This window comes from Cupriavidus sp. 10L43_2, assembly GCF_056395265.1.
Genome location: NZ_JBFTJE010000029.1, coordinates 23,107 through 44,031 on the forward strand (window position 1 = coordinate 23,107; position 20,925 = coordinate 44,031).

Genomic DNA, 20,925 nt, shown 5'->3' on the forward strand with positions numbered 1-20,925 from the left:
CGATGCGTCCGATGCGTCAGGCACGCGCCACAACGGGCCGCGCGCCTTGGCGGCAATCAGGCAGCGGCCTTGGCGGCTTGCTTGACCAGACGGGCAACCGTCGGCGACAGCTGGGCGCCAACGCCTTGCCAGTACGTCAGGCGGTCTTGCACCAGGCGCAGGGTTTCTTCCTTGCCGGAGGCGAGCGGGTTGTAGAAACCAACGCGCTCGATGAAACGGCCATCGCGACGGTTGCGCGAGTCAGCGGCAACGATATTGAAGAAGGGGCGCTTCTTGCTGCCGCCGCGAGCCAGACGGATTACGACCATGGGGTTATTCCTCGAAAAAACGGGGGTGTGCGAACACGAAACGCAAGAGTATAGCCCAGTTCCCAATGCCAAACAAACACTTAGCGCGCAATTCGCGCCGGGCGCGGCCACCGGTGCGCCGTTGGCGCAACATGGCCTGCAGGCACCGTCGCGTAAACCGCGAATCCCGCGCAAACCCCGCCACCGGCGCGACGTTATAAAGCTGGCAAAAATGTCGAAACAATCGGTTACACGGGTAACGGGATTGGCATAGGCGGTCACACGGCGCCTGCGTACCATGAACCCATCTTCCTGACTCTTTCCCTGCTAAGGATCTTGGGATCTCGCATGCTTACCCGCCCCCACCTGCGTCTCCTGGTGGCTGGTACCTTGGCCCTCTCGGGCCTGATCGGCAGTATTGCCGCCAGCCACGCGCAAGTTGCCTTCTGGCACACCGCCCGGGCCGAACAGTCGGCGCGCGTCAACCGCGTTGCCGGCGGATGGGAAATGGCGAGCGTACGTGCCGAAAGCCGGGATCATGTGCGGGCACAGATCGAACGCATGGAGCAGCGGGCGCGCAATGACGACCGCCTGAGCGGGCGCCCGCCCGGTGCGCCGGGCCGCGACGAGGATCGTCCGGTACGGCAGACGTCCGACCGCAGCAGCGTGAATGATAACCCGGGGCGCAGCAACGACATGCGTCCATCCGGCATGGGCCCGGGCTGGCAGGCGCGCAGCCGCGATGGCGGGCGCTGAGTCCCGCGCCTCTCCCCTTCTCCCCTTTCTCGAACGGCCGGAACTCCGGCCGTTTTGCTTGGTCTTTCAAGATGTGCGGGCCTCGTGCCCGCACAGGCTGCCGCCCGGTGCAGTCGGCGATTCCAGACGGGGTTCAACCCCGGCGCCCTCGCAGCGTGCCGTTGTTGCGCAGACGGCAATCGAACTGACCTGCCTCTGCCCGGCACCCACTGGTCCGGCTCCGGCCACTCCGGTCTTGTCCCGATATCCTCACCGGGCGCAGCCTCCACGTACAATGTGACGATTGTCAGCCTCCGTGCCTGCCACATCGCCTCCACAATGCCTACCACCGCAAGCCAAGCCCCTGCCCTCGGCGCCGATGCGCGTCGCCCGGCCCGGGGCAAGTCCAAGCTGATCACCGTCGCCCTGGCCTTCCTGTTCGGCAGCCTGGGAGCACATCGCTTCTATCTGAAGGGCTTCGGCGACAAGTTCGGCTGGGCACACCTGCTGGCCACGCTGGCGGGGGCGATCGGAATTGCGTCGCTGGTGACGGGCGCCGGGTCCACCGCGTTGAACTGGACGTTCGCGGTGGCGGGCGGCACCTCGGTGATTGCGGCATTCCTGACCGCCATCGTGTTCGGGCTACGCCCCGACGACCGCTGGGATGCGCGCTATAACGCACACGACACGCCCACGCGCTCCGGCTGGCCCGTGGTGATCCTGGTCATCCTGTCGCTCCTGATCGGCACCGGCCTGCTCATGGCCGGGCTCGCCATCAGCTTCCAGACGTTCTTCGAGTCGCAGGTGGAGGCGGCCAAGGCGCTTTCCCAATAGTCAGCGCGCACTTTCGCTGCAACCTGACAATGGGATGACATTGGTCAAACGCGCTTCTGCAAATCACCCATACTGGTAAGTCCGAGTACGCACGGAATGGAGCATGGCCCGCCATGGCGGGACGATGCAAAGGAGTGCCCGATGGAACATCCCACGTATGAAGAAGGACGCCTGGCTGCTATCGCAGTCAGGCTGGCCCTGTCGTCGGGCCTGCCGACGACCAGTGCGAAGGCCGCGCTGGAGCTGGCCTGCCGCATGATCGAGGATCAGCAGGCGGCGCCTCAGAACAGCGAACCCTGCCGGTCGTCGGTACCGCGCGGACGCCCGTTGGGCCGGGTCGGCCTGGGCGGGGGCCTGAAGCGCGACGTATCGAGTTCGAACCGGTTGTAACGGAAGCCTAGCCGCTCGGCGGTCTTGTAGAACCGCTGACGCATCAGATCGGCCCAAATCCCCGTGCCGCGCATGCGCGAGGCGAAGTCGGCATCGTAATCCTTGCCGCCCCGCATCTCGCGCACGCGGTTCATGACCCGCTCGGCACGATCCGGGAAATGCGCTTCGAGCCACTCCTGGAACAGCGGACTCACCTCCCACGGCAGACGCAGCACGATGTAGTTGGCGTAGACCGCCCCGGCCTCCCGGGCGGCTTCCAGCACGCGCTCGAGGTCCGGTTCGGTGACGAACGGGATAATCGGCGCCACGCTCACCCCTACCGGAATCCCCGCATCGGTCAGTTCACGAATCGTGCGCAGCCGCCGCGCCGGCGTGGCTGCGCGCGGTTCCAGCGTGCGGGCGATGCCGGTGTCGAGTGTCGTGATCGTCACAGCCCCCACCGCGAGCCGCTTGGCGGCCATGGGCGCCAGCAGGTCGATATCCCGTTCGATCAGTGACGACTTCGTGATCAGCGCCACCGGGTGGTCGGTCTCGTGCAATACCTCCAGCAGGCTGCGCGTGATGCGCTGCTCGCGCTCGATGGGCTGGTAGGCGTCGGTGTTCACGCCCAGCGCGATGGTCTCGCACCGATACGACGGCTTGGACAATTCTTCGCGCAGGCGCTCGGCCGCATTGGTCTTGGCATAAAGCTTCGTCTCGAAATCGAGCCCCGGTGACAGGTCCAGATAGGCGTGCGTCGGCCGGGCGAAGCAGTAGATGCAGCCGTGCTCGCAGCCCCGGTAAGGATTGAGCGAGACATCGAACGGGATGTCGGGCGAGGCGTTGCGCGACAGGATCGAGCGGGCCTGCTCGAGCGTGACCTGGGTGACGAGCTTGGGCGGCAGCGCGTCATCGGCGGGGGCCGGGTCGTCGTCGGCCGGCGCCCAGCCGTCGTCGAACGCCTCGCGCTGGTCGCGCTCGAAGCGTCCCTGGAGGTTGCTGACGGCGCCGCGCCCCTTGCGGGCCACGGGCGGACGGCGGGCGCCCTCGCCCTCCCCGTCACCGCCGAAGTCGTGATCGTCACCCATCTTGCATCGAACGGCCTTACTCGCGCTCTTCCACCGAGATGGCCAATGTCTCCTTGATTTCTTCCATCACCACGTAGCTTTTAGATTGGGCTGCGCCCGGCAACTGCAACAGAATGTCGCCGAGCAGACGGCGGTACTCGCTGATCTCGCGAATCCGCGCCTTGATCAGGTAGTCGAAGTCGCCCGAGACGAGGTGACATTCCAGCACCTCGGGAATCCGCAGCACCTCGCGCCGGAACTGCTCGAACATATTGCCCGATTTGTTGCCCAGCGAAATCTCCACGAATACCAGCAGCGCACTGCCGAGCAGCCCCGGATTCAGCCGGGCGTAGTAGCCCATGATGACACCGTCGCGCTCCAGCCGCTTCACGCGCTCGATGCAGGGCGTGATGGTCAGCCCCACCCGCTCCGCCAGGTCTTTCATCGACACCCGCCCGTCGTCCTGGAGCACCGTGAGAATCTTCCGATCCAGCCGATCGAGGCCGCGTACCGGCTGACGTGTCGTTCTCATGACTTTTTCCTGTTTTTCTAATTTAATCGGTAACTAACACTGCTTTGAAGTCAATAATATAGATACGAATCCTTCTATTCCATTCTTTCGCAGGTCCGGAGTCATCGAGATGCGTGTTCTAGTGCTTGGCAGTGGCGTTATTGGCGTGACCAGCGCGTGGTACCTGGCCCGTGCCGGTCATGAAGTGACCGTCGTGGATCGCGAGTCCGCGCCCGCGCTCGGCACCAGCTTTGCCAACGCCGGCCAGATCTCGCCGGGCTACGCGTCGCCGTGGGCCGCGCCGGGCGTGCCGCTCAAGGCCATCAAGTGGATGTTCCAGGAGCACGCGCCGCTGAGCATCAAGCCTGACGGCACGCTGTTCCAGCTCCAGTGGATGTGGCAGATGCTGCGCAATTGCACGCCGGCACGCTATGCCGTGAACAAGGAACGCATGGTGCGACTGGCCGAGTACAGCCGCGATTGCATCCGCACGCTGCGGGCCGAGACCGGTATTGCCTACGAAGGCCGCCAGCAAGGCACGCTCCAGGTGTTTCGCACGGACGCGCAGCTCGAAGCCGCCGCGCGCGACATCGCCGTGCTCGAGGAAGCGGGCGTGCCCTATCAATTGCTTTCGCGCGAGGAACTCGGCGCGAGCGAACCGGCGCTGGCCGCCGCAGGCCACAAGCTGGCCGGCGGCCTGCGCCTGCCGAACGATGAAACCGGGGATTGCCAGCTGTTTACCCAACGGCTGGCAGCCATGGCCGAATCGCTCGGCGTGCAGTTCCTCTACAACCGCTCGATCGACGGCCTGATGACCCAGGGCGATGCCGTGACCGGTGCCGTGGTTGGCGGCCAGCCGATGTATGCCGAGGCCGTGGTGGTGGCGCTCGGGAGCTGGTCCACGCCGTTCGTCCGCAATGTGCTGCCGGGGCTGTCGAACCTGCCGGTGTACCCGCTCAAGGGCTTCTCGATCACGGTGCCGATGACCGATGCCGCGCGCAGCCCGGTATCCACGGTGCTCGACGAGACCTACAAGGTGGCGATTACGCGCTTCGACGACCGCATCCGCGTGGGCGGCATGGCGCAGATCGTCGGCTACGACCGTTCGCTCGATCCGGCCAAGCGCCGCACGCTCGAACACGTGGTGACGGACCTGTTCCCCGGCGCCGGCGATGTCAGCCGCGCCACGTTCTGGACTGGCCTGCGTCCGATGACGCCGGACGGCACGCCCGTGGTCGGCCCCGCCGGGATTCGCGGCCTGTGGCTCAACACCGGCCACGGCACGCTCGGCTGGACCATGGCCTGCGGCTCGGGCAAGCTGCTGTCCGACCTGGTCTCGGGCACGCAGCCAGCGATTCGCGCCGACGACCTGTCGGTGGACCGCTACCGCCAGCCCGCGCGCACGCACGGCGTGCCGCGTCCGGTGCCGGCCTGATCGTTCCTGATCTCGGACTTCGACGAAAAAAAGGCGACCTTCGGGTCGCCTTTTTTCATCCCCAACGCAAGTTGCGCGTCAGAACTGGTCCACCGACATCGCCTTGACCGGCTCGGCGCCGGCCACGATGGCGTCGCGCAGCGACGACGCCTGCGACAGGATGTGCTCGCCGAAGAAATGCGCCGTGGCGATCTTGGCATCATAAAACGCCGGGTCTTCGCTACGCTTGGCATCCGCCGCCAGCATCGCGCGGCCCAGTTGCCAGCCCGAGAACACGATGCCGCACAGCTTCAGGTACGGCACGCTGCCCGCGAACACCGCGTTCGGATCGCCCTTGGCGTTCTCCACGACGAAGCCCACCACGGCCTCGAGCGCCTCGCGACCCCGCTTCAACTGGCCCTGCACCGCCTGGAACGAGGCGCAGCTGTGCTGGCCGAGCGCGGCCTCGGTCTCGGCGATCTTCGCGCAGATCGCGCGCGCCACGGCACCGCCATCGCGCACGGTCTTGCGGCCGACGAGGTCATTGGCCTGGATGGCCGTGGTGCCCTCGTAGATCGGCAGGATCCGCGCGTCGCGGTAGTACTGGGCCGCGCCGGTTTCCTCGATGAAGCCCATGCCGCCGTGCACCTGCACGCCGAGGCTGGTCACGTCGATCGACAGCTCGGTGCTCCAGCCCTTGATCACGGGCACCATGAACTCGTAGAACGCCTGGTTTTCGCGGCGCGTCGCCTCGTCCGGATGCTGGTGGGCGGCATCGCTGGCCGCGGCGGCCACGTAGGCCACGGCACGTGCGCCTTCGATCAGTGCGCGCATCGTCATCAGCATGCGCTTGACGTCGGGGTGATGGATGATCGTCACGGCCTCGCGCGCCGAGCCATCGACCGGCCGGCTCTGCACGCGCTCCCGCGCATAGGCCACGGCGTGCTGGTAGGCGCGCTCGGACACCGCGATGCCCTGCATGCCCACCGCGAAGCGCGCCGCATTCATCATGATGAACATGTATTCGAGGCCGCGATTCTCCTCGCCCACCAGCGTGCCGACGGCGCCGCCGTGATCGCCGAACTGGAGCACCGCCGTCGGGCTGGCCTTGATGCCGAGCTTGTGCTCGATCGACACGCAGTGCACGTCGTTGCGCGCACCGGTCGTGCCGTCCGGGTTGACCAGGAACTTCGGCACGACGAACAGCGAGATGCCCTTGACGCCCTCGGGCGCGGTCGGCGTGCGGGCCAGCACCAGATGGACGATGTTCTTCGCCATGTCGTGCTCGCCGTACGTGATGAAAATCTTGGTGCCGAACAGCTTGAACGTGCCGTCGCCCTGCGGCTCGGCGCGCGTGCGCACGGCGGCCAGGTCCGAGCCGGCCTGCGGCTCGGTCAGGTTCATCGTGCCGGTCCATTCGCCCGCAATCAGCTTGGGCAGGATGACCGTCTTCTGTTCGTCGGTGCCGGCAGTCAGCAGGGCTTCGATGGCGCCATCGGTCAGCAGCGGGCACAGCGCGAACGACAGGTTGGCGCTGTTCAGCATCTCGATGCACGGCGTGCCGACGAGCTTGGGCAAGCCCTGGCCGCCAAAATCGCTCGGATGCAGCACGCCCTGCCAGCCGCCCTCGCCGAACTGGCGGAACGCGTCGCGGAACCCGGGCGTGGTGGTGACCACGCCGTCCTTCCAGCTGCTGGGGTCGAGATCGCCCGCGCGGTTCAGCGGGGCCACCACTTCCTCGTTGAACCGGGCCGCTTCCTCAAGCACGGCCTGCGCCGTGTCCGGGGTGGCTTCCTCATAGCCCGGCATCTGGCTGACGGCGTTCAGGTCCGCCAGTTCGTTCATGACGAACAGCATGTCCTTGAGCGGTGCGCGATAGGTCATCGAAGTCTCCTGGATCTTGTAAAAAAGCCGCTCGCGGGACGCTCCCGGAACGGCTTCATTCTTCTTGTTGTGGCGCCGGCGCCCGTACCAGACAGTACGGGGGCCGGCGCGGGGCCAGACCTCAGCCCAGTGCTGCCACCAGCTCAGGCACCACGGTGTTCAGGTCGCCCACCAGGCCATAGTCCGCCACCGAGAAGATCGGGGCTTCGGCGTCCTTGTTGATCGCGACGATCACCTTGGAGTCCTTCATGCCGGCCAAATGCTGGATCGCGCCCGAAATACCGACCGCGATGTACAGCTGCGGCGCGACGATCTTGCCGGTCTGGCCGACCTGATAGTCGTTCGGCACGAAGCCGGCATCCACGGCCGCGCGCGAGGCGCCCAGCGCGGCGCCCAGCTTGTCGGCCAGCGGCGTCAGCACCTTGGTGTAGTTCTCGCCCGAACCCACGCCACGGCCACCGGAAACGATGATCTTGGCAGCGGTCAGTTCCGGACGGTCGCTCTTGGCCACTTCGCGCGAGACGAATTGCGAGATGCCCAGGTCGGCCACGGCCGGCAGGGTCTCGACAGCAGCCGAGCCACCTTCGGCGGCAGCCGCGTCGAACGCCGTGCCGCGCACCGTGATGACCTTGATCTTGTCGGCCGACTTCACGGTGGCAATGGCGTTACCAGCGTAGATCGGGCGCTCGAAGGTATCCGGTGCGTCGACCTTGGAGATTTCCGAGATCTGGGCCACGTCCAGGCGGGCGGCCACGCGCGGCAGGATGTTCTTGCCGTAGGGCGTTGCCGGCGCCAGGATATGGCTGTAGTCGTTGGCGATGGCCAGGGCCTGCTCGGCCACGTTCTCGGCCAGGCCGTCGCCGAAATAGGCGGCATCGGCCAGCAGGACCTTGGTCACACCGGCGATCTTGGCAGCGGCATCGGCGGCAGCCTTGGCATTGGCGCCGGCTACCAGCACGTGGACGTCGCCACCGCACTGGGCGGCAGCCGTCACGGTGTTCAGCGTGGCGGCCTTGATCGATTGATTGTCGTGTTCAGCAATGACGAGTGCAGTCATGTTTTCTCTCCCCGCGCTCAGATAACCTTGGCTTCAGACTTCAGCTTTTGCACCAGCGTGGCCACATCGGGCACCATCACGCCTGCGCTGCGCTTGGCCGGCTCCACGACCTTCACGGTCGAAAGACGCGGGGCCACATCCACACCGAGGTCTTCGGGCTTCACGGTTTCCAGCGGCTTCTTCTTGGCCTTCATGATGTTCGGCAGCGTCACGTAGCGCGGCTCGTTCAGGCGCAGGTCCGTGGTCACCACGGCCGGCAGCTTGACCGACAGCGTTTCCAGACCGCCATCCACTTCACGGGTCACCGATGCCTTGCCATCCGCCACCACCACCTTCGAGGCGAACGTGGCTTGCGGCAGGCCGGCCAGCGCGGCCACCATCTGGCCGGTCTGGTTCGAGTCATCGTCGATGGCCTGCTTGCCCAGGATCACCAGTTGCGGCTGTTCCTTGTCGATCAGTGCCTTGATCAGCTTGGCCACGGCCAGCGGCTGCAGGTCTTCGTTCGATTCCACCAGGATGCCGCGATCGGCGCCGATGGCCATCGCGGTGCGCAGGGTCTCCTGGCATTGCGTGACGCCGCACGACACGGCGATCACTTCGGTGACGACGCCAGCTTCTTTCAGGCGCACGGCCTCTTCCACGGCGATTTCGTCGAACGGGTTCATGCTCATTTTGACGTTGGCCAGGTCGACGCCCGAGCCATCCGACTTCACGCGGACCTTGACGTTGTAGTCCACCACCCGCTTGACTGCGACGAGTACTTTCATGCGCTCACTCCACTGATAGCTGATAGTCCAAAGATTTGAATCGCTCGCCATTATAACCACCGGGGTGGCGCAGCTTTAGTTTTTCGAACGATCGTACTATTTTATAGACAAAGAATTGCCGGGGCTAGCCCGGCAACTGAAGAAATCTGCGTCCATTGTGCCGCAGGATGCCCCGCGTGCACAGGGTTTGGACGATTTCCTCGAAAATCGTCCCGGACCGGCGCCCGATTGATGATTACCAGGCGGTGATCACCGACTCCTTGTAGGTGTTGGCGATGTACTGCTTCACCTCGGCCGAGTGGTAGGCCTTCACCAGCTTGGCCACCCACGGCTTGTCCTTGTCCGCCGCGCGGATGGCGATCAGGTTCGCGTACGGACCCTTCGGGCCTTCTGTGGCGATTGCATCACGCGTGGGGGACAGGCCGGCGGACTCGGCATAGTTGCCGTTGATCGCGGCGGCGTCCAGGTCGTCGAGCGAGCGCGGCAGCTGGGCAGCGTCGAGTTCGACGATCTTGATCTTCTTCGGATTTTCCACGATGTCCAGCGGCGTGGCCTTCAGACCGGCGTCCGGACGCAGCTTGATCAGGCCCTTGGCCTGCAGCAGCAACAGGCCGCGACCGCCGTTGGTCGGATCGTTCGGCACGCCCACGCGGGCGCCCTGCTTGATCTGGTCCAGCGACTTCACCTTCTTCGAGTACACACCCATCGGGAACGTGACCGTGAAGCCCACGTGCGTGAACTTGTAGCCGCGATCCTTGATCTGSGCTTCCAGGTACGGCAGRTGCTGGTAGCTGTTGGCGTCSAGGTCGCCAGCGGCCAGCGCGGCRTTCGGCTGGAYGTAGTCRCTGAACTCCACCASCTGGATRTTCAGGCCGTCCTTGGCCGCCACCTTCTTCACCTGCTCCATGATCTGCGCGTGCGGGCCGCCCGTCACGCCAACCTTGATCGGCTTTTCCTGCGCCAGCGCGCCCGTGGAAACGGCCAGGCCCAGCGCCACCGCTGCGGCAGTCTTCAGCAAATTACGACGTTGCATTTTTGATTTACCCCTAGTTTCCCTGCGAATTGAAACCCATCAGCGATGGCTGATGCGGCGCACGAGCCAGTCGCCAAAGCTCTGCACGGCCTGTACGAAGACGATCAGGATCACCACCACGGCGACCATGACCTCGGTGATATAGCGCTGGTAGCCGTAGCGGATGCCCAGGTCGCCCAGCCCGCCGCCGCCGATGGCGCCGGCCATGGCCGAATAGCCGACCAGGCTCACGAAGGTGATGGTCAGGCCGGCCACGATGCCGGGCATCGCCTCGGGCAGCAGCACCTTCCAGACGATCTGGCGCGTGGTGGCACCCATCGATTGCGCGGCTTCCACCAGGCCCTTGTCCACCTCGCGCAGCGCCGCCTCGACCAGCCGGGCGATGAACGGCACCGCCGCGATCGTCAGCGGCACCACAGCCGCCGTCGTGCCGATCGACGAACCGACGATAAAGCGCGTGAACGGGATCACCACCACCAGCAGGATGATGAACGGTATCGACCGCACCGCGTTCACGACCACGCCGATGGAGCGGTTGAACAGCGGATGCGACAGCACGCCGCCCCGGTTGGTCAGGTGCAGCAGCACGCCCAGCGGCACGCCGAACAGCGCGCCCACCACGCCCGAGATCGACACCATCAACAGTGTCTCGCCGAACGACGCCAGGAACAGGTCAAACATTTCAGACCACATGTTCGATCTCCTCCACCACGACGCCCTGCGTCTGCAAATACTCCATCGCCGCGCGCACCGCGGCCGGCTCGCCCGTGGCCATGATCGCCAGCGAGCCGAACGCCTGCCCCTGGATCTCGTCGATATGGCCGTGCAGGATGTTGAAGTCCAGTCCGTGCTGGCGGATCGCCTGGGCCAGCACCGGCTGGTCGACGTTCTCGCCCGTGAAGGCCAGCCGGTAGACGTGGTCGCGGCCGTTGCCGAGCCGGCTTTCCACGCGCTTGAGCACGCTGGCCGGCAGTTCCTGGGCAATCACGTCGCCGATCATCGCGCGCGTGACCTCGTGCTGCGGGCGCAGGAAGACGTCGATCACACGGCCGCTTTCCACCACCTGACCGGCCTCGAGCACGGCCACGCGGTCGCAGACCTGCTTGATGACCTCCATCTGGTGCGTGATCATGACGATGGTCAGGCCCAGCTCGCGATTGATCTGCTTGAGCAGGTCGAGGATCGAGCGCGTGGTCTCGGGATCCAGCGCGGAGGTGGCTTCGTCGGACAGCAGCACCTTCGGCTTGCTGGCCAGCGCGCGCGCAATGCCCACGCGCTGCTTCTGCCCGCCGCTGATCTGCGCGGGATGGCGGTCGCGCAGCGCCGACAGACCCACGAGGTCCAGCAGCGGCAGCACCGTCGCGGCAATCTCGGCCTTGGTCTTGCCGGCCAGCTCCAGCGGCAGCGCCACGTTGTCATAGACCGTGCGCGACGACAGCAGGTTGAAATGCTGGAAGATCATGCCGATTTCGCGGCGCGCCGCGCGCAGGCGGCTGGCATCCATCGCAGTCAAATCGTGGCCGTCGACGATCACCCGGCCGGCGCTGGGCCGGTTCAGCAGATTGATGGCACGCACCAGCGTGCTCTTGCCGGCCCCGCTTCGGCCGATGATGCCGAAGACTTCACCGGGCGCGATGGAGAGGCTGACATCGCGCAGCGCATGCACTTCCCCCGACCCGCCGGGGAATCGCTGCGAGAGTCCTTGCAGTTCGATCATGGAAAGAGAAAAGAAAACGGCAACAGCGTGGGGTCTCCAGCGTTGTTGCCGCGCATTATTTTTCTGAAGCTCGCATTTTATGCGATCCGCTTCATACCTCAAACGAGATTTTTTCGATCGCCTTATGCGCTGGGAGCATATAGAAGCACCGTCAATCGCATTTTTGCGAATTACGGGTCACTTGCATCGATGATCTTTGAGCGTATTCACCCTTCCATCATCACCTTCAGGTGCGCGAGCACGCTCCGCCCCAGCGCGCTGAGGTTGTAGCCCCCCTCCAGGCAGCTCACGATGCGGCCCTTGGCGTGCACGCGCGCCACTTCCATCAGCCGTTCGGTCATCCAGGCGTAGTCCTGCTCGACCAGGCCCATCTGGCCGAGGTCGTCCTCACGGTGGGCATCGAAACCGGCCGAGATGAACAGCATCTGGGGCCGGAACTCGTTCAGGCGTGGCAGCCAGATCGTCTCCACCACCTCGCGCACGGCCATGCCGTTGGTATAGGCGGGCAGCGGGATATTCGACATGTTCGGCGCAATGTGCTCCGTGCCGCTATACGGATAGAACGGGTGCTGGAAGAAGCTGCACATCAGCACCTGGGGGTCGTTGCGGAATGCCGCCTCGGTGCCGTTGCCGTGGTGGACATCGAAATCGATCACGGCCACGCGCTCCAGACCATGCGCGACCAGCGCGTGACGGGCGGCAATCGCCACGTTGTTATAGAAGCAGAAGCCCATGGCGCGGTCCGGCTCGGCGTGGTGGCCCGGCGGGCGCACGCAGCAAAACGCGTTTTCCAGTTCGCCGGCCATCACGGCGTCGGTGGCGGCCACGGCGGCGCCGGCCGCGTGCGTGGCGGCGGTCAGCGTGTGGCGGTTCATCGTGGTATCGGGATCGATCGCGTGGTAGCCGCTCGCGGGGCTCACGGACGCCAGCTGGGAGACGTAGTCGGGCCGGTGCACGCGCTCGATCTGCTCCTCGGTGGCGGCCGGCGCGTCGCGGCGGTCCAGCAGCCCGTCCAGCCCGTGCGAGATCAGGTGATCCTCGATCGCCTGCAGCCGTTCCGGGCATTCCGGATGGAAATGTCCCATCTCGTGCAGCTGGAATGCGGGATGTGTGTAATAGCCCGTTGGCATTGTCGTTTCCGGGTCAAGTTTGTCTCCAATCGATACGTTAGCACATGACGTGCCACATCATCCGTGGGCCGGCGGGGTCGCTGGCGCCGGGAGGCATCCGCTATACTCGGTGCGACTTGCAAAGGACAACATGACCGACAAACAGCGCTCCATGCGCCGCCCGCTGCTGGGCGCCGCACTCACCGCTGCCGCATTGGGCCTGTGCGGCGTTTCTCCTCGACTGATGGCTGCCGGCAAGCGTCGCGTGGCCGTCCGGGAAGAAGAAATCGAACCGGGCCGCTATCGAAATCATCCGCAAACCCGTGCGTTCATCGACGACATGGTGGCCCGCCACGGCTTCCCGCGCGCGGAGCTGGACACGTATTTCAGTCAGGCCGTGTATTCGGCCACGGTGTCGCGGCTGATCATGCCGCCGAGCACGCCGGGCCGGAAGAGCTGGCGGACGTACCGCTCGCGCTTTATCGAGCCGATCCGCATCAACGCCGGCGTGCGCTTCTGGCAGGAAAACCGCGACACGCTGCGCCGCGCCGAGGCCGAATTCGGCGTGCCGGCGTCGGTCATCGTCGGCATCATCGGCGTGGAAACCATCTACGGGCGCGATATGGGCACGTTCCGCGTGCTGGATTCGCTCTCCACGCTGGCCTTCGACTATCCGGACACCCCGAACCGCGACGCACGCACCCGGCTGTTCCGCGAGCAGTTGGCGGACTACCTGCTCTGGTGCCGCGAGACCCGCACCGATGTCTATTCGGTACTCGGCTCGTACGCGGGCGCGGTGGGCATTCCGCAGTTCATGCCGACCAGCCTGCGCGAGTACGCGATCGACTATGACAAGGACGGGCACGTCGACCTGCGCAACAGCGCCGTCGATGCCATTGGTAGCGTGGGCCGCTTCCTGCAGCTGCACGGCTGGGAACAGGGCCGGCCCGTGATCTGGCGCATTGCCGGCGACGAAGGCAGCCGGGGCATTGCCGTGGCTGCGGCAGACGGCGAGCCGTGGCCCACGCGCACGCTGAACCAGCTCACCCGCGCCGGGTTGCGCGTGGACGAGCCGATCGACCTCCAGCGCGAAGGCGAGACCGGCGTGCTGGTGGTGGACTTGCCCACGCCGGACCAGCCCACCGAGTACCTGATCGGCCTGCGCAATTTCTACGTGCTCACGCGCTACAACCGCAGCTTTTTCTACGCGCTGGCGGTGTACCAACTCGGCGAGGCAGTCAAAGCGGCGATGGGCTGATCGCCACCCCCCATTCGCCGACCCCAAATCCCCGTCCAGGCTCTGTCTTGCCGGGGATTTTCTTTTGGCCTATAGTTACCCATATGGCTAACTATCAAGCGACAGTCAGCGAGGTATTTCACGCGCTCGCCGACCCCACCCGCTGTGCGATTGTCAGCGCACTGGGCGGCGGCGCGCAGTCGGTGTCCACGCTGGCGGCGCCATTCGACATGGCGCTGCCGTCGTTCATGAAGCACCTGACCGTGCTCGAGCGTAGCGGCCTGATCCGCACGCACAAGCTCGGGCGCACCCGCACGTGTGAGTTGTTGCCGGAGCGGCTCTCGCAGGCTGAGCAGTGGATCGCCGAGCAGCGCGCCGTCTGGGAGGCCAGGTCCGATCGCATGGCCCAATTCGTCGAACGTCTACATCAGGAGGAGCAAGCCCATGTCAAACAGCCCAGCCGACAACGCTGAATCCCGCGACCTCGTCATCTCCCGCGTGCTGCGCGCGCCGCGCTCGGCACTGTGGCGCGCCTGGTCGGATCCGGCATTGCTCAAGGAATGGTGGTGCCCCAAGCCCTGGACGACCGAGGTGCTGGCCTTCGACCTCCAGCCCGGCGGCGCCTTCCATACCATCATGCGCGGCCCCGACGGTGGCGTGAGCGACAACCCTGGCAGCTTTCTCGAAGTGGTGCCGCAATCGCGCCTTGTCATGACGTCGATGCTGACGGGCGGCTGGCGTCCGGCCAAGCCGTGGCTCGGCTTCACGGCCATCATCACCATGGCCGACGAAGGCACGGGCAGCCGCTACACCGCCACGGTGATGCACCCCGATGACGAAACGCGGGACCAGCACGAGAAGCTGGGCTTCTTCGACGGCTGGAACACCTGCATCACCCAGCTCGACGACTTCGCGCTGAACTTGCGCTAGATAGAAAAAGGCCCCGGCAAACGCGCGGGGCCTTTACTCGTACGAGAAACGCGGGACCGATCAGGCCGGGAATACRCCGGTCGACAGGTAGCGGTCACCACGGTCGCAGACCACGAACACGATCGTCGCGTTTTCCACTTCCTCGGCCACGCGCAGCGCCACGCACAGCGCGCCGGCGGCGGAAATGCCGCAGAAGATGCCTTCCTCGCGCGCCATGCGGCGGGCCATGTGCTCGGCGTCGGCCTGCGACACCGGCTCCTGGCGGTCTACGTACTTCGGATCGTAGATCTTCGGCAGATAGGCTTCCGGCCACTTGCGGATGCCGGGGATGCGCGAGCCTTCGGCCGGCTGCGCGCCGACGATCTGAATCGCCGGGTTCTTTTCCTTGAGGAAGCGCGAGACGCCGGTAATCGTGCCCGTGGTGCCCATGGCGGACACAAAGTGCGTGATACGGCCCTCGGTTTCCGCCCAGAGTTCCGGGCCCGTGGTCTCGTAGTGCGCCAGCGGATTGTCCGGATTGGCGAACTGGTCGAGGATCACACCCTTGCCTTCGCGCTCCATGGCTTCGGCGAGGTCACGCGCGTACTCCATGCCGCCCTTGACCGGCGTGAGGATGATCTCCGCGCCATAGGCCGACATGCTCTGCCGGCGCTCGAGGCTCAGGTCCTCCGGCATGATCAACACCATGCGGTAGCCGCGGATGGCCGCAGCCATGGCCAGCGCGATGCCGGTATTGCCCGAGGTCGCCTCGATCAGCGTGTCGCCCGGCTTGATGCGGCCGCGCGCCTCGGCACCACGGATCATCGACAGCGCGGGACGGTCCTTGACGGAACCGGCCGGGTTATTGCCTTCGAGCTTGCCGAGAATCACATTGCCGCGCGCCTCGATGGCGGCGCCGGGGATGCGCTGGAGTCTGACCAGCGGCGTATTGCCGATGGTGTCTTCGATCGTCTTGTAGGCCATGGTGCAGGGGAATGTCGCGGGAGGGGGTGTCGCCAATGTCTTTGTTGTCGCGGGTCATTGTAATGCACCCACCTTACCCGCACCGGCAGGGCGGGCATTCCCCCACCCCAGCCGGCCCCGCCATGCCGCCGAATCAGTGCGGCAGCGCGGTTTCTTCGTCGCGGCCCTTGCCCAGCAGGTGATACAGCAGGATGGCGCCGAACGTGGCCGTGCCGATGCCACCGAGCGTCATGCCACCGAGCTTCAGCGTCAGGTCACCAGCGGCCACGGTCAGCGTGGCCCCCACCGTGATCAAGTTGCGCGAGCTGGAGAAATCCACGCCGTTCTGCACCCAGATCCGCCCGGCCGTGGCCGAGATCAGGCCAAACACGACGATGGTCAGGCCGCCGATGACCGGGCCCGGAATCGTCAGGATCAGCGCGCCGAACTTCGGCGAGAAGCCGAGCAGAATGGCCACCGCCGCCGCTACCACGAAGATCAGCGTCGAGTAGATGCGCGTCACCGCCATCACACCCATGTTCTCCGCGTACGTGGTCACGCCCGTGCCGCCGCCCGAGGCGGACAGCATCGTGGCCACGCCATCGCCGATGAACGCGCGACCGATATACGGGTCCAGGTTGCGGCCCGTCATCACGCCGATGGCCTTGATGTGGCCGAGGTTCTCCGCCACAAGCACGATCGCCACCGGGGCGATCAGCAGCATCGCGCTCGGCTCGAACACCGGCGCCGTGAACGCGGGCAGGCCGAACCAGCCGGCCGCAATCACGCCCGAGAAGTCGATGGCCTTGCCCATGCCCATCACATTGGTGGCGATGTAATACGCGAGGTAGCCAGCCAGCCCGCCCAGCAGCACCGGCAGGCGCCCCACCATGCCCGGCGCGCGCACGGCGATCAGACCCACGGCCAGCACGGTCAGCAGTCCGATCCAGGTATCGAGCGGCGCGGCGCTGACGGCCTTGACGGCCACCGGCGCCAGGTTCAGGCCAATCGCTGCAACGATGGCGCCGGTCACCACCGGCGGCATCAGCTTCTCCACCCAGGCGTAGCCGACCGCCTGCACGATCAGGCCGATCAATGTGTAGACCGCCCCCGCCGCGATGATGCCGCCGAGCGCCACCGGGATATTCAGGTTCGGCCCGCTGCCGGCATAGCCGGTGGCCGCGATGACCACGGCGATGAACGCGAAGCTCGATCCCAGATAGCTCGGCACGCGCCCGCGTACGAACAGGAAGAAAATCAGCGTGCCGATGCCCGAGAACAGGATGGCGATATTCGGATTGAAGCCCATCAGGATCGGCGCGATGGCCGTGGAGCCGAACATCGCCACTACGTGCTGGATGCCCGCCAGAATCGTCTGCCCCGCGGGCAGCCGCTCGTCCGGGCCGATCACGCCCGATGTCTTCAGCCGCCATTTCGGTAGGAAGCCCGTGTCCTCGCCATTCGCCATGTTGTTTTCTCCCTGTTATCGACGTCGCGCATGATACTCCGCGCCGCCCTGGCCGCGAAGCGACCGGGCCGGCGCCGGCCGACAAGGAAGCACAACGCATACCAGCCCCGGGCTGTTGACGCCCCGGGCCTGGTCTGCCGCATGGCGTCAGCGGGCCGCCTTCTGCGTCGATGGTGCCGCGCTGGCCTTTGCCTTGGGATCCTTGCGAGGGGGCGGCGCAGCCTTGCCGAACGTCAGCCCGGCGGCCTCGAGGTTGGCCACCGACTTCGGCCCCACGCCGGGCACCCGGTCCGCGAGGTCGCCGGCATCCTTGAAGGCGCCATGCTTCTCGCGCTCATCGAGGATCCGCTTGGCGGTAGCCGGCCCGATGCCCTTCACGCCGGTCAGCGCGGCTTCGTCCGCCACGTTGACGTCCACGTTGGCATAGGCCGCGCCGCCGAACGCGAGCGACACCAGCAGCGCCACGAACATCCGGCGCATGCACTGGATCAGGGAAACATCGAAGGGATTGCGCATCAGAAAACTCCTTTCCTTATTGGACTCAAGGCTCCGTGCCGGGATGGCGACGGAGCCTTGTCAGGATAGGAGCGGGTGACGGCTAGACGCGTAGTCGGCCACAATCGTTCACAACATCCGCGCGGATGTGTGGCCAACTGCAACGAGGATGTTGCAATCGGCGGTCGGAAACATCCGAAACGGTCAGCCGTTACGCTCGAGCAGCCACTTGCAGTAGCGCGAGACGCCTTCCTGCACCGTGAGGAACGGGGCGGTATAGCCCGCCGACCGCAGGCGCGACACATCGGACTGCGTGAAGCACTGGTACTTGCCGCGCAGCGCGTCGGGGAATTTCACGTATTCGACCAGCCCTTCCTGCACCATCTCCTCCAGCGAGAGCGGCGGCTTGTCCTCGATCTCGCGCAGCGTGTTGACCACGCTGGCGGCGATGTCGTTGAACGGCTGCGAGCGGCCGGTGCCAAGGTTGAAGATGCCGGACTTTTCCGGATGATCGAGGAAGTACAGGTTGACCTTGACCACGTCCTCCACGGACACGAAGTCGCGGCTCTGCGTACCCGGCGCGTAGCCGTTGTACTCGCCGAACAGCTTCACCGAGCCCTCGGCGCGGAACTGGTTGAAGTGGTGGAACGCCACCGAGGCCATGCGGCCCTTGTGGTACTCGCGCGGGCCGTACACGTTGAAGTAGCGGAAGCCGACGATCTGCGAGTGGGCCGCCGGCAGCCGGCGCCGCACCACCTGGTCGAACAGGAACTTCGAATAGCCGTACACGTTCAGCGGGCGCTCGTACTCGCGGTCCTCGCGGAACATCGTCGACGCCCCGTAGGTGGCCGCCGACGAGGCGTAGAGGAACTGCGTGCCCTGCTCCAGGCAGGCTTCCATCAGCGCCAGCGTGTAGCGGTAGTTGTTCTCCATCATGTAGCGGCCGTCGGTCTCCATGGTGTCGGAGCACGCGCCCTCGTGGAACACCGCGCGGACCTTGCCGAAGTCCCCCCGCGCAAAGCGCTGGACGAATTCCGACTTGTCGAGGTAGTCGGCGATCTCGCAGTCCACGAGGTTGCCGAACTTCTCGGCGCGGGTCAGGTTGTCGACCGCGACAATATTGGTCTCGCCGCGCTCGTTCAAGCCCTTGACGAGGTTGCTGCCGATAAAGCCGGCGGCGCCGGTCACGATGATGGTCATGGTAGTTTCAGACTCGAATTTCGGACTTTTACGACACGCGCCTCAGGCGCCGAACAGTTCGGGATACGTGACAACGGCGGTACCCAGCTTGCCGACCACGATGGCGCCGGCCCGGTTGGCGTGCTGCACGGCTTCCTTGAGCGGCACGCCGGCACCGATCATCGTGGCCAGCGTGGCGATCACGGTATCGCCGGCCCCCGATACATCATAGACTTCGCGCGCCTGGGCCGAGACATGAAGCACCTCGGCCTCGGTGTAGAGCGTCATGCCCTCCTCCGAGCGCGTCAGCAGCAGCGCTTCAAGCTGGAGCGAGCGGCGCAGGTTCTGGGCGCGGATGGTCAGGTCCGCCTCGGTCTTCCAGGCGCCCACCACGGCACGCATCTCGGCACGGTTCGGCGTGATCAGCGTGGCACCCCGGTAGCGCGAGTAGTCGTCGCCCTTGGGGTCCACCAGCACGGTGCGGCCGGCCGCGCGGCCCGCCTCCACCATGCGGCCGACGTGCGCCAGACCGCCCTTGCCGTAGTCGGACAAGACCAGCACCTGATAGTCGGCCACCAGAGTATTGAAGCGCTCCTGTACCGAAGCCAGCACTTCGTTGGCCGGCGCGCTCTCGAAATCGACGCGCAGCAACTGCTGCTGATGGGCCAGCACGCGCAGCTTGATCGTCGTATTGAGGGTGGGATCGCGTTGCAGGTAGGGCTGCACGTGGCTCTCGGCCAGCAGCGCCTCGAGCGTGCGGCCCGGCTCGTCATCGCCGATCACGCCGAGCATGCCTACCCGGGCGCCCAGCGCCGCGGCATTGCGGGCCACGTTGGCAGCGCCGCCCAGGCGCTCGTCACTGCGCTTGACCTGCACCACGGGCACCGGCGCCTCCGGGGAAATGCGCTCCACGTCGCCAAACCAGTAACGGTCCAGCATCATGTCGCCCACCACCAGCACCTGCGATTGTCGAATCTGGTCCTGCGAAATCTGATTCTTGCTCATAGGGTCTCAGCGCATCGAGGCAGAGCGCCCGATCGCGTGGTATTCGATGCCGGCTGTCGCCATGGCATCGGGTTCGTAGAGATTGCGGCCGTCGATAATGACCGGGGTCTTCAGCTTGGCGCGGATGGCACTGAAATCCGGGCTCCGGAAGACCTTCCACTCGGTCACGATCACGAGCGCGTCGGCGTCCTCGAGGACATCCATCTGCGCCTCGCAGAAGTGTACTCGCCCCGCGCCGCCTTCGATGTCCGCAAGATCCGTCTCGATCACACGGCGCGCTTCGGGCATCGCCACCGGGTCGTGCACGCGCAGCGCGGCGCCGCGCGACACCAGCTCGCGCGCCAGCACCCGCGAGGGCGCTTCCCGCATGTCATCGGTATTCGGCTTGAAGGCGAGGCCCCAGATTGCGAAGGTCTTGCCGGTCAGGTCTTCGCCGAAGCGCTTGATCACCTTGTTGGCCAAGACCTGCTTCTGGGCGTCGTTGACGGCCTCCACGGCCTCCAGCACCCGCATCGGCTTGCCGTACGAGGTGGCCGTGCGCATCAGCGCCTGCACGTCCTTCGGGAAGCACGAGCCGCCGTAGCCSGCGCCGGCGTACAGGAAGCTGTAGCCGATGCGCGGGTCGGAGCCGATGCCGAGTCGGACCAATTCGATGTCCGCACCGACCTCGTCAGCCAGGTTGGCCAGCTCGTTCATGAAGGAAATACGCGTCGCCAGCATCGAATTGGCCGCGTACTTGGTGAACTCGGCCGAGCGCACATCCATATAGAAGGTGCGTTCGTGGTTGCGGTTGAACGGCGAGTACAGCTCGCGCATGATGGCCTTGGCATGGCGGCCGGCCACGTCGGGCGAGCAGCCCAGCACGATGCGGTCCGGGCGCATGAA

General features: G+C 65.7%; 22 protein-coding genes. 6 read left to right on the forward strand and 16 right to left on the reverse strand.

What is annotated here, in order from left to right; translation table 11 throughout:
* Positions 1 to 56: 56 nt before the first annotated feature.
* Positions 57 to 308: a 30S ribosomal protein S16 gene (gene rpsP, locus AC1DEL_RS26815; protein WP_092301938.1), complete on the reverse strand. Its 252-nt coding sequence runs from the start codon at positions 306 to 308 to the stop codon at positions 57 to 59.
* Positions 309 to 635: 327 nt separating this feature from the next.
* On the opposite strand from rpsP, the gene AC1DEL_RS26820 reads away from it, so the two are divergent.
* Together AC1DEL_RS26820 and AC1DEL_RS26825 are read left to right on the forward strand one after the other, a co-directional pair.
* The gene (locus AC1DEL_RS26820; RefSeq protein WP_441645051.1) at positions 636 to 1,043 is read left to right on the forward strand and encodes a hypothetical protein; all 408 of its coding nucleotides are present in this window, start codon (positions 636 to 638) and stop codon (positions 1,041 to 1,043) included.
* 318 nt (positions 1,044 to 1,361) lie between these two features.
* On the forward strand, positions 1,362 to 1,856 hold the full coding sequence (locus tag AC1DEL_RS26825; protein WP_454756873.1) for an NINE protein: 495 nt from the start codon (positions 1,362 to 1,364) through the stop codon (positions 1,854 to 1,856).
* 281 nt (positions 1,857 to 2,137) lie between these two features.
* Here AC1DEL_RS26825 and AC1DEL_RS26830 read toward each other — a convergent pair whose 3' ends face one another.
* Positions 2,138 to 3,313: a PA0069 family radical SAM protein gene (locus tag AC1DEL_RS26830; RefSeq protein WP_454756872.1), complete on the reverse strand. Its 1,176-nt coding sequence runs from the start codon at positions 3,311 to 3,313 to the stop codon at positions 2,138 to 2,140.
* Between the two features lie 16 nt (positions 3,314 to 3,329).
* Positions 3,330 to 3,824 (reverse strand): Lrp/AsnC ligand binding domain-containing protein, encoded by a 495-nt coding sequence (locus AC1DEL_RS26835; protein WP_092301927.1) that lies wholly within the window; start codon positions 3,822 to 3,824, stop codon positions 3,330 to 3,332.
* 109 nt (positions 3,825 to 3,933) lie between these two features.
* Between AC1DEL_RS26835 and AC1DEL_RS26840 the strand changes: the two genes are divergently transcribed.
* Positions 3,934 to 5,238, forward strand: coding sequence for a D-amino acid dehydrogenase (locus tag AC1DEL_RS26840; RefSeq protein ID WP_092301924.1), 1,305 nt, complete (start codon positions 3,934 to 3,936; stop codon positions 5,236 to 5,238).
* 78 nt (positions 5,239 to 5,316) lie between these two features.
* Here the strand turns inward: AC1DEL_RS26840 and AC1DEL_RS26845 are convergent, their stop codons facing one another.
* From AC1DEL_RS26845 to AC1DEL_RS26875, 7 genes are all read right to left on the reverse strand, one after another.
* Positions 5,317 to 7,101, reverse strand: a complete 1,785-nt coding sequence (locus AC1DEL_RS26845; protein ID WP_477110806.1) for an acyl-CoA dehydrogenase — start codon at positions 7,099 to 7,101, stop codon at positions 5,317 to 5,319.
* A 121-nt stretch (positions 7,102 to 7,222) separates the two neighbouring features.
* Positions 7,223 to 8,158 carry an electron transfer flavoprotein subunit alpha/FixB family protein gene (locus AC1DEL_RS26850; protein ID WP_092301918.1) on the reverse strand — a complete coding sequence of 312 codons (936 nt, stop codon included), beginning with the start codon at positions 8,156 to 8,158 and terminating at the stop codon, positions 7,223 to 7,225.
* Between the two features lie 17 nt (positions 8,159 to 8,175).
* A complete protein-coding gene (locus AC1DEL_RS26855; protein ID WP_092301915.1) occupies positions 8,176 to 8,925 on the reverse strand; it encodes an electron transfer flavoprotein subunit beta/FixA family protein in 750 nt (249 codons plus the stop codon).
* 235 nt (positions 8,926 to 9,160) lie between these two features.
* Entirely contained in the window at positions 9,161 to 9,958 is a 798-nt protein-coding gene (locus AC1DEL_RS26860) for a MetQ/NlpA family ABC transporter substrate-binding protein (protein ID WP_477159225.1), read from the reverse strand.
* Between the two features lie 39 nt (positions 9,959 to 9,997).
* The gene (locus AC1DEL_RS26865; protein WP_092301909.1) at positions 9,998 to 10,651 is read right to left on the reverse strand and encodes a methionine ABC transporter permease; all 654 of its coding nucleotides are present in this window, start codon (positions 10,649 to 10,651) and stop codon (positions 9,998 to 10,000) included.
* Positions 10,641 to 11,675: a methionine ABC transporter ATP-binding protein gene (locus AC1DEL_RS26870; protein ID WP_092301906.1), complete on the reverse strand. Its 1,035-nt coding sequence runs from the start codon at positions 11,673 to 11,675 to the stop codon at positions 10,641 to 10,643. The genes AC1DEL_RS26865 and AC1DEL_RS26870 overlap by 11 nt, the downstream gene beginning before the upstream one ends.
* A gap of 206 nt (positions 11,676 to 11,881) precedes the next feature.
* Complete coding sequence (locus tag AC1DEL_RS26875; RefSeq protein ID WP_092301903.1) at positions 11,882 to 12,805, reverse strand: histone deacetylase family protein; 924 nt, start codon at positions 12,803 to 12,805, stop codon at positions 11,882 to 11,884.
* A 130-nt stretch (positions 12,806 to 12,935) separates the two neighbouring features.
* On the opposite strand from AC1DEL_RS26875, the gene mltB reads away from it, so the two are divergent.
* The 3 genes from mltB to AC1DEL_RS26890 all read left to right on the forward strand — a co-directional run bounded on the left by mltB (position 12,936) and on the right by AC1DEL_RS26890 (position 14,951).
* Positions 12,936 to 14,042 (forward strand): lytic murein transglycosylase B, encoded by a 1,107-nt coding sequence (gene mltB / locus AC1DEL_RS26880; protein WP_092301901.1) that lies wholly within the window; start codon positions 12,936 to 12,938, stop codon positions 14,040 to 14,042.
* Between the two features lie 83 nt (positions 14,043 to 14,125).
* Complete coding sequence (locus AC1DEL_RS26885; protein ID WP_092301898.1) at positions 14,126 to 14,494, forward strand: ArsR/SmtB family transcription factor; 369 nt, start codon at positions 14,126 to 14,128, stop codon at positions 14,492 to 14,494.
* Positions 14,466 to 14,951, forward strand: a complete 486-nt coding sequence (locus AC1DEL_RS26890) for an SRPBCC family protein (RefSeq protein WP_441593608.1) — start codon at positions 14,466 to 14,468, stop codon at positions 14,949 to 14,951. Before AC1DEL_RS26885 ends, AC1DEL_RS26890 begins: the two co-directional genes overlap by 29 nt.
* A 60-nt stretch (positions 14,952 to 15,011) precedes the next feature.
* Here the strand turns inward: AC1DEL_RS26890 and cysM are convergent, their stop codons facing one another.
* The 6 genes from cysM to AC1DEL_RS26920 all read right to left on the reverse strand — a co-directional run.
* Positions 15,012 to 15,914 (reverse strand): cysteine synthase CysM, encoded by a 903-nt coding sequence (cysM, locus tag AC1DEL_RS26895; RefSeq protein WP_092302019.1) that lies wholly within the window; start codon positions 15,912 to 15,914, stop codon positions 15,012 to 15,014.
* Positions 15,915 to 16,047: 133 nt separating this feature from the next.
* The gene (locus tag AC1DEL_RS26900; RefSeq protein WP_441593607.1) at positions 16,048 to 17,361 is read right to left on the reverse strand and encodes a solute carrier family 23 protein; all 1,314 of its coding nucleotides are present in this window, start codon (positions 17,359 to 17,361) and stop codon (positions 16,048 to 16,050) included.
* 147 nt (positions 17,362 to 17,508) lie between these two features.
* Entirely contained in the window at positions 17,509 to 17,877 is a 369-nt protein-coding gene (locus AC1DEL_RS26905; RefSeq protein WP_092302013.1) for a ComEA family DNA-binding protein, read from the reverse strand.
* A 183-nt stretch (positions 17,878 to 18,060) separates the two neighbouring features.
* Positions 18,061 to 19,056, reverse strand: coding sequence for an ADP-glyceromanno-heptose 6-epimerase (rfaD, locus tag AC1DEL_RS26910; RefSeq protein ID WP_092302010.1), 996 nt, complete (start codon positions 19,054 to 19,056; stop codon positions 18,061 to 18,063).
* Positions 19,057 to 19,098: 42 nt separating this feature from the next.
* Entirely contained in the window at positions 19,099 to 20,040 is a 942-nt protein-coding gene (gene rfaE1, locus AC1DEL_RS26915; RefSeq protein WP_092302007.1) for a D-glycero-beta-D-manno-heptose-7-phosphate kinase, read from the reverse strand.
* A gap of 6 nt (positions 20,041 to 20,046) precedes the next feature.
* On the reverse strand, positions 20,047 to 20,925 hold an 879-nt coding region (locus AC1DEL_RS26920; RefSeq protein WP_477159226.1), incomplete at its 5' end, for a UDP-glucose dehydrogenase family protein.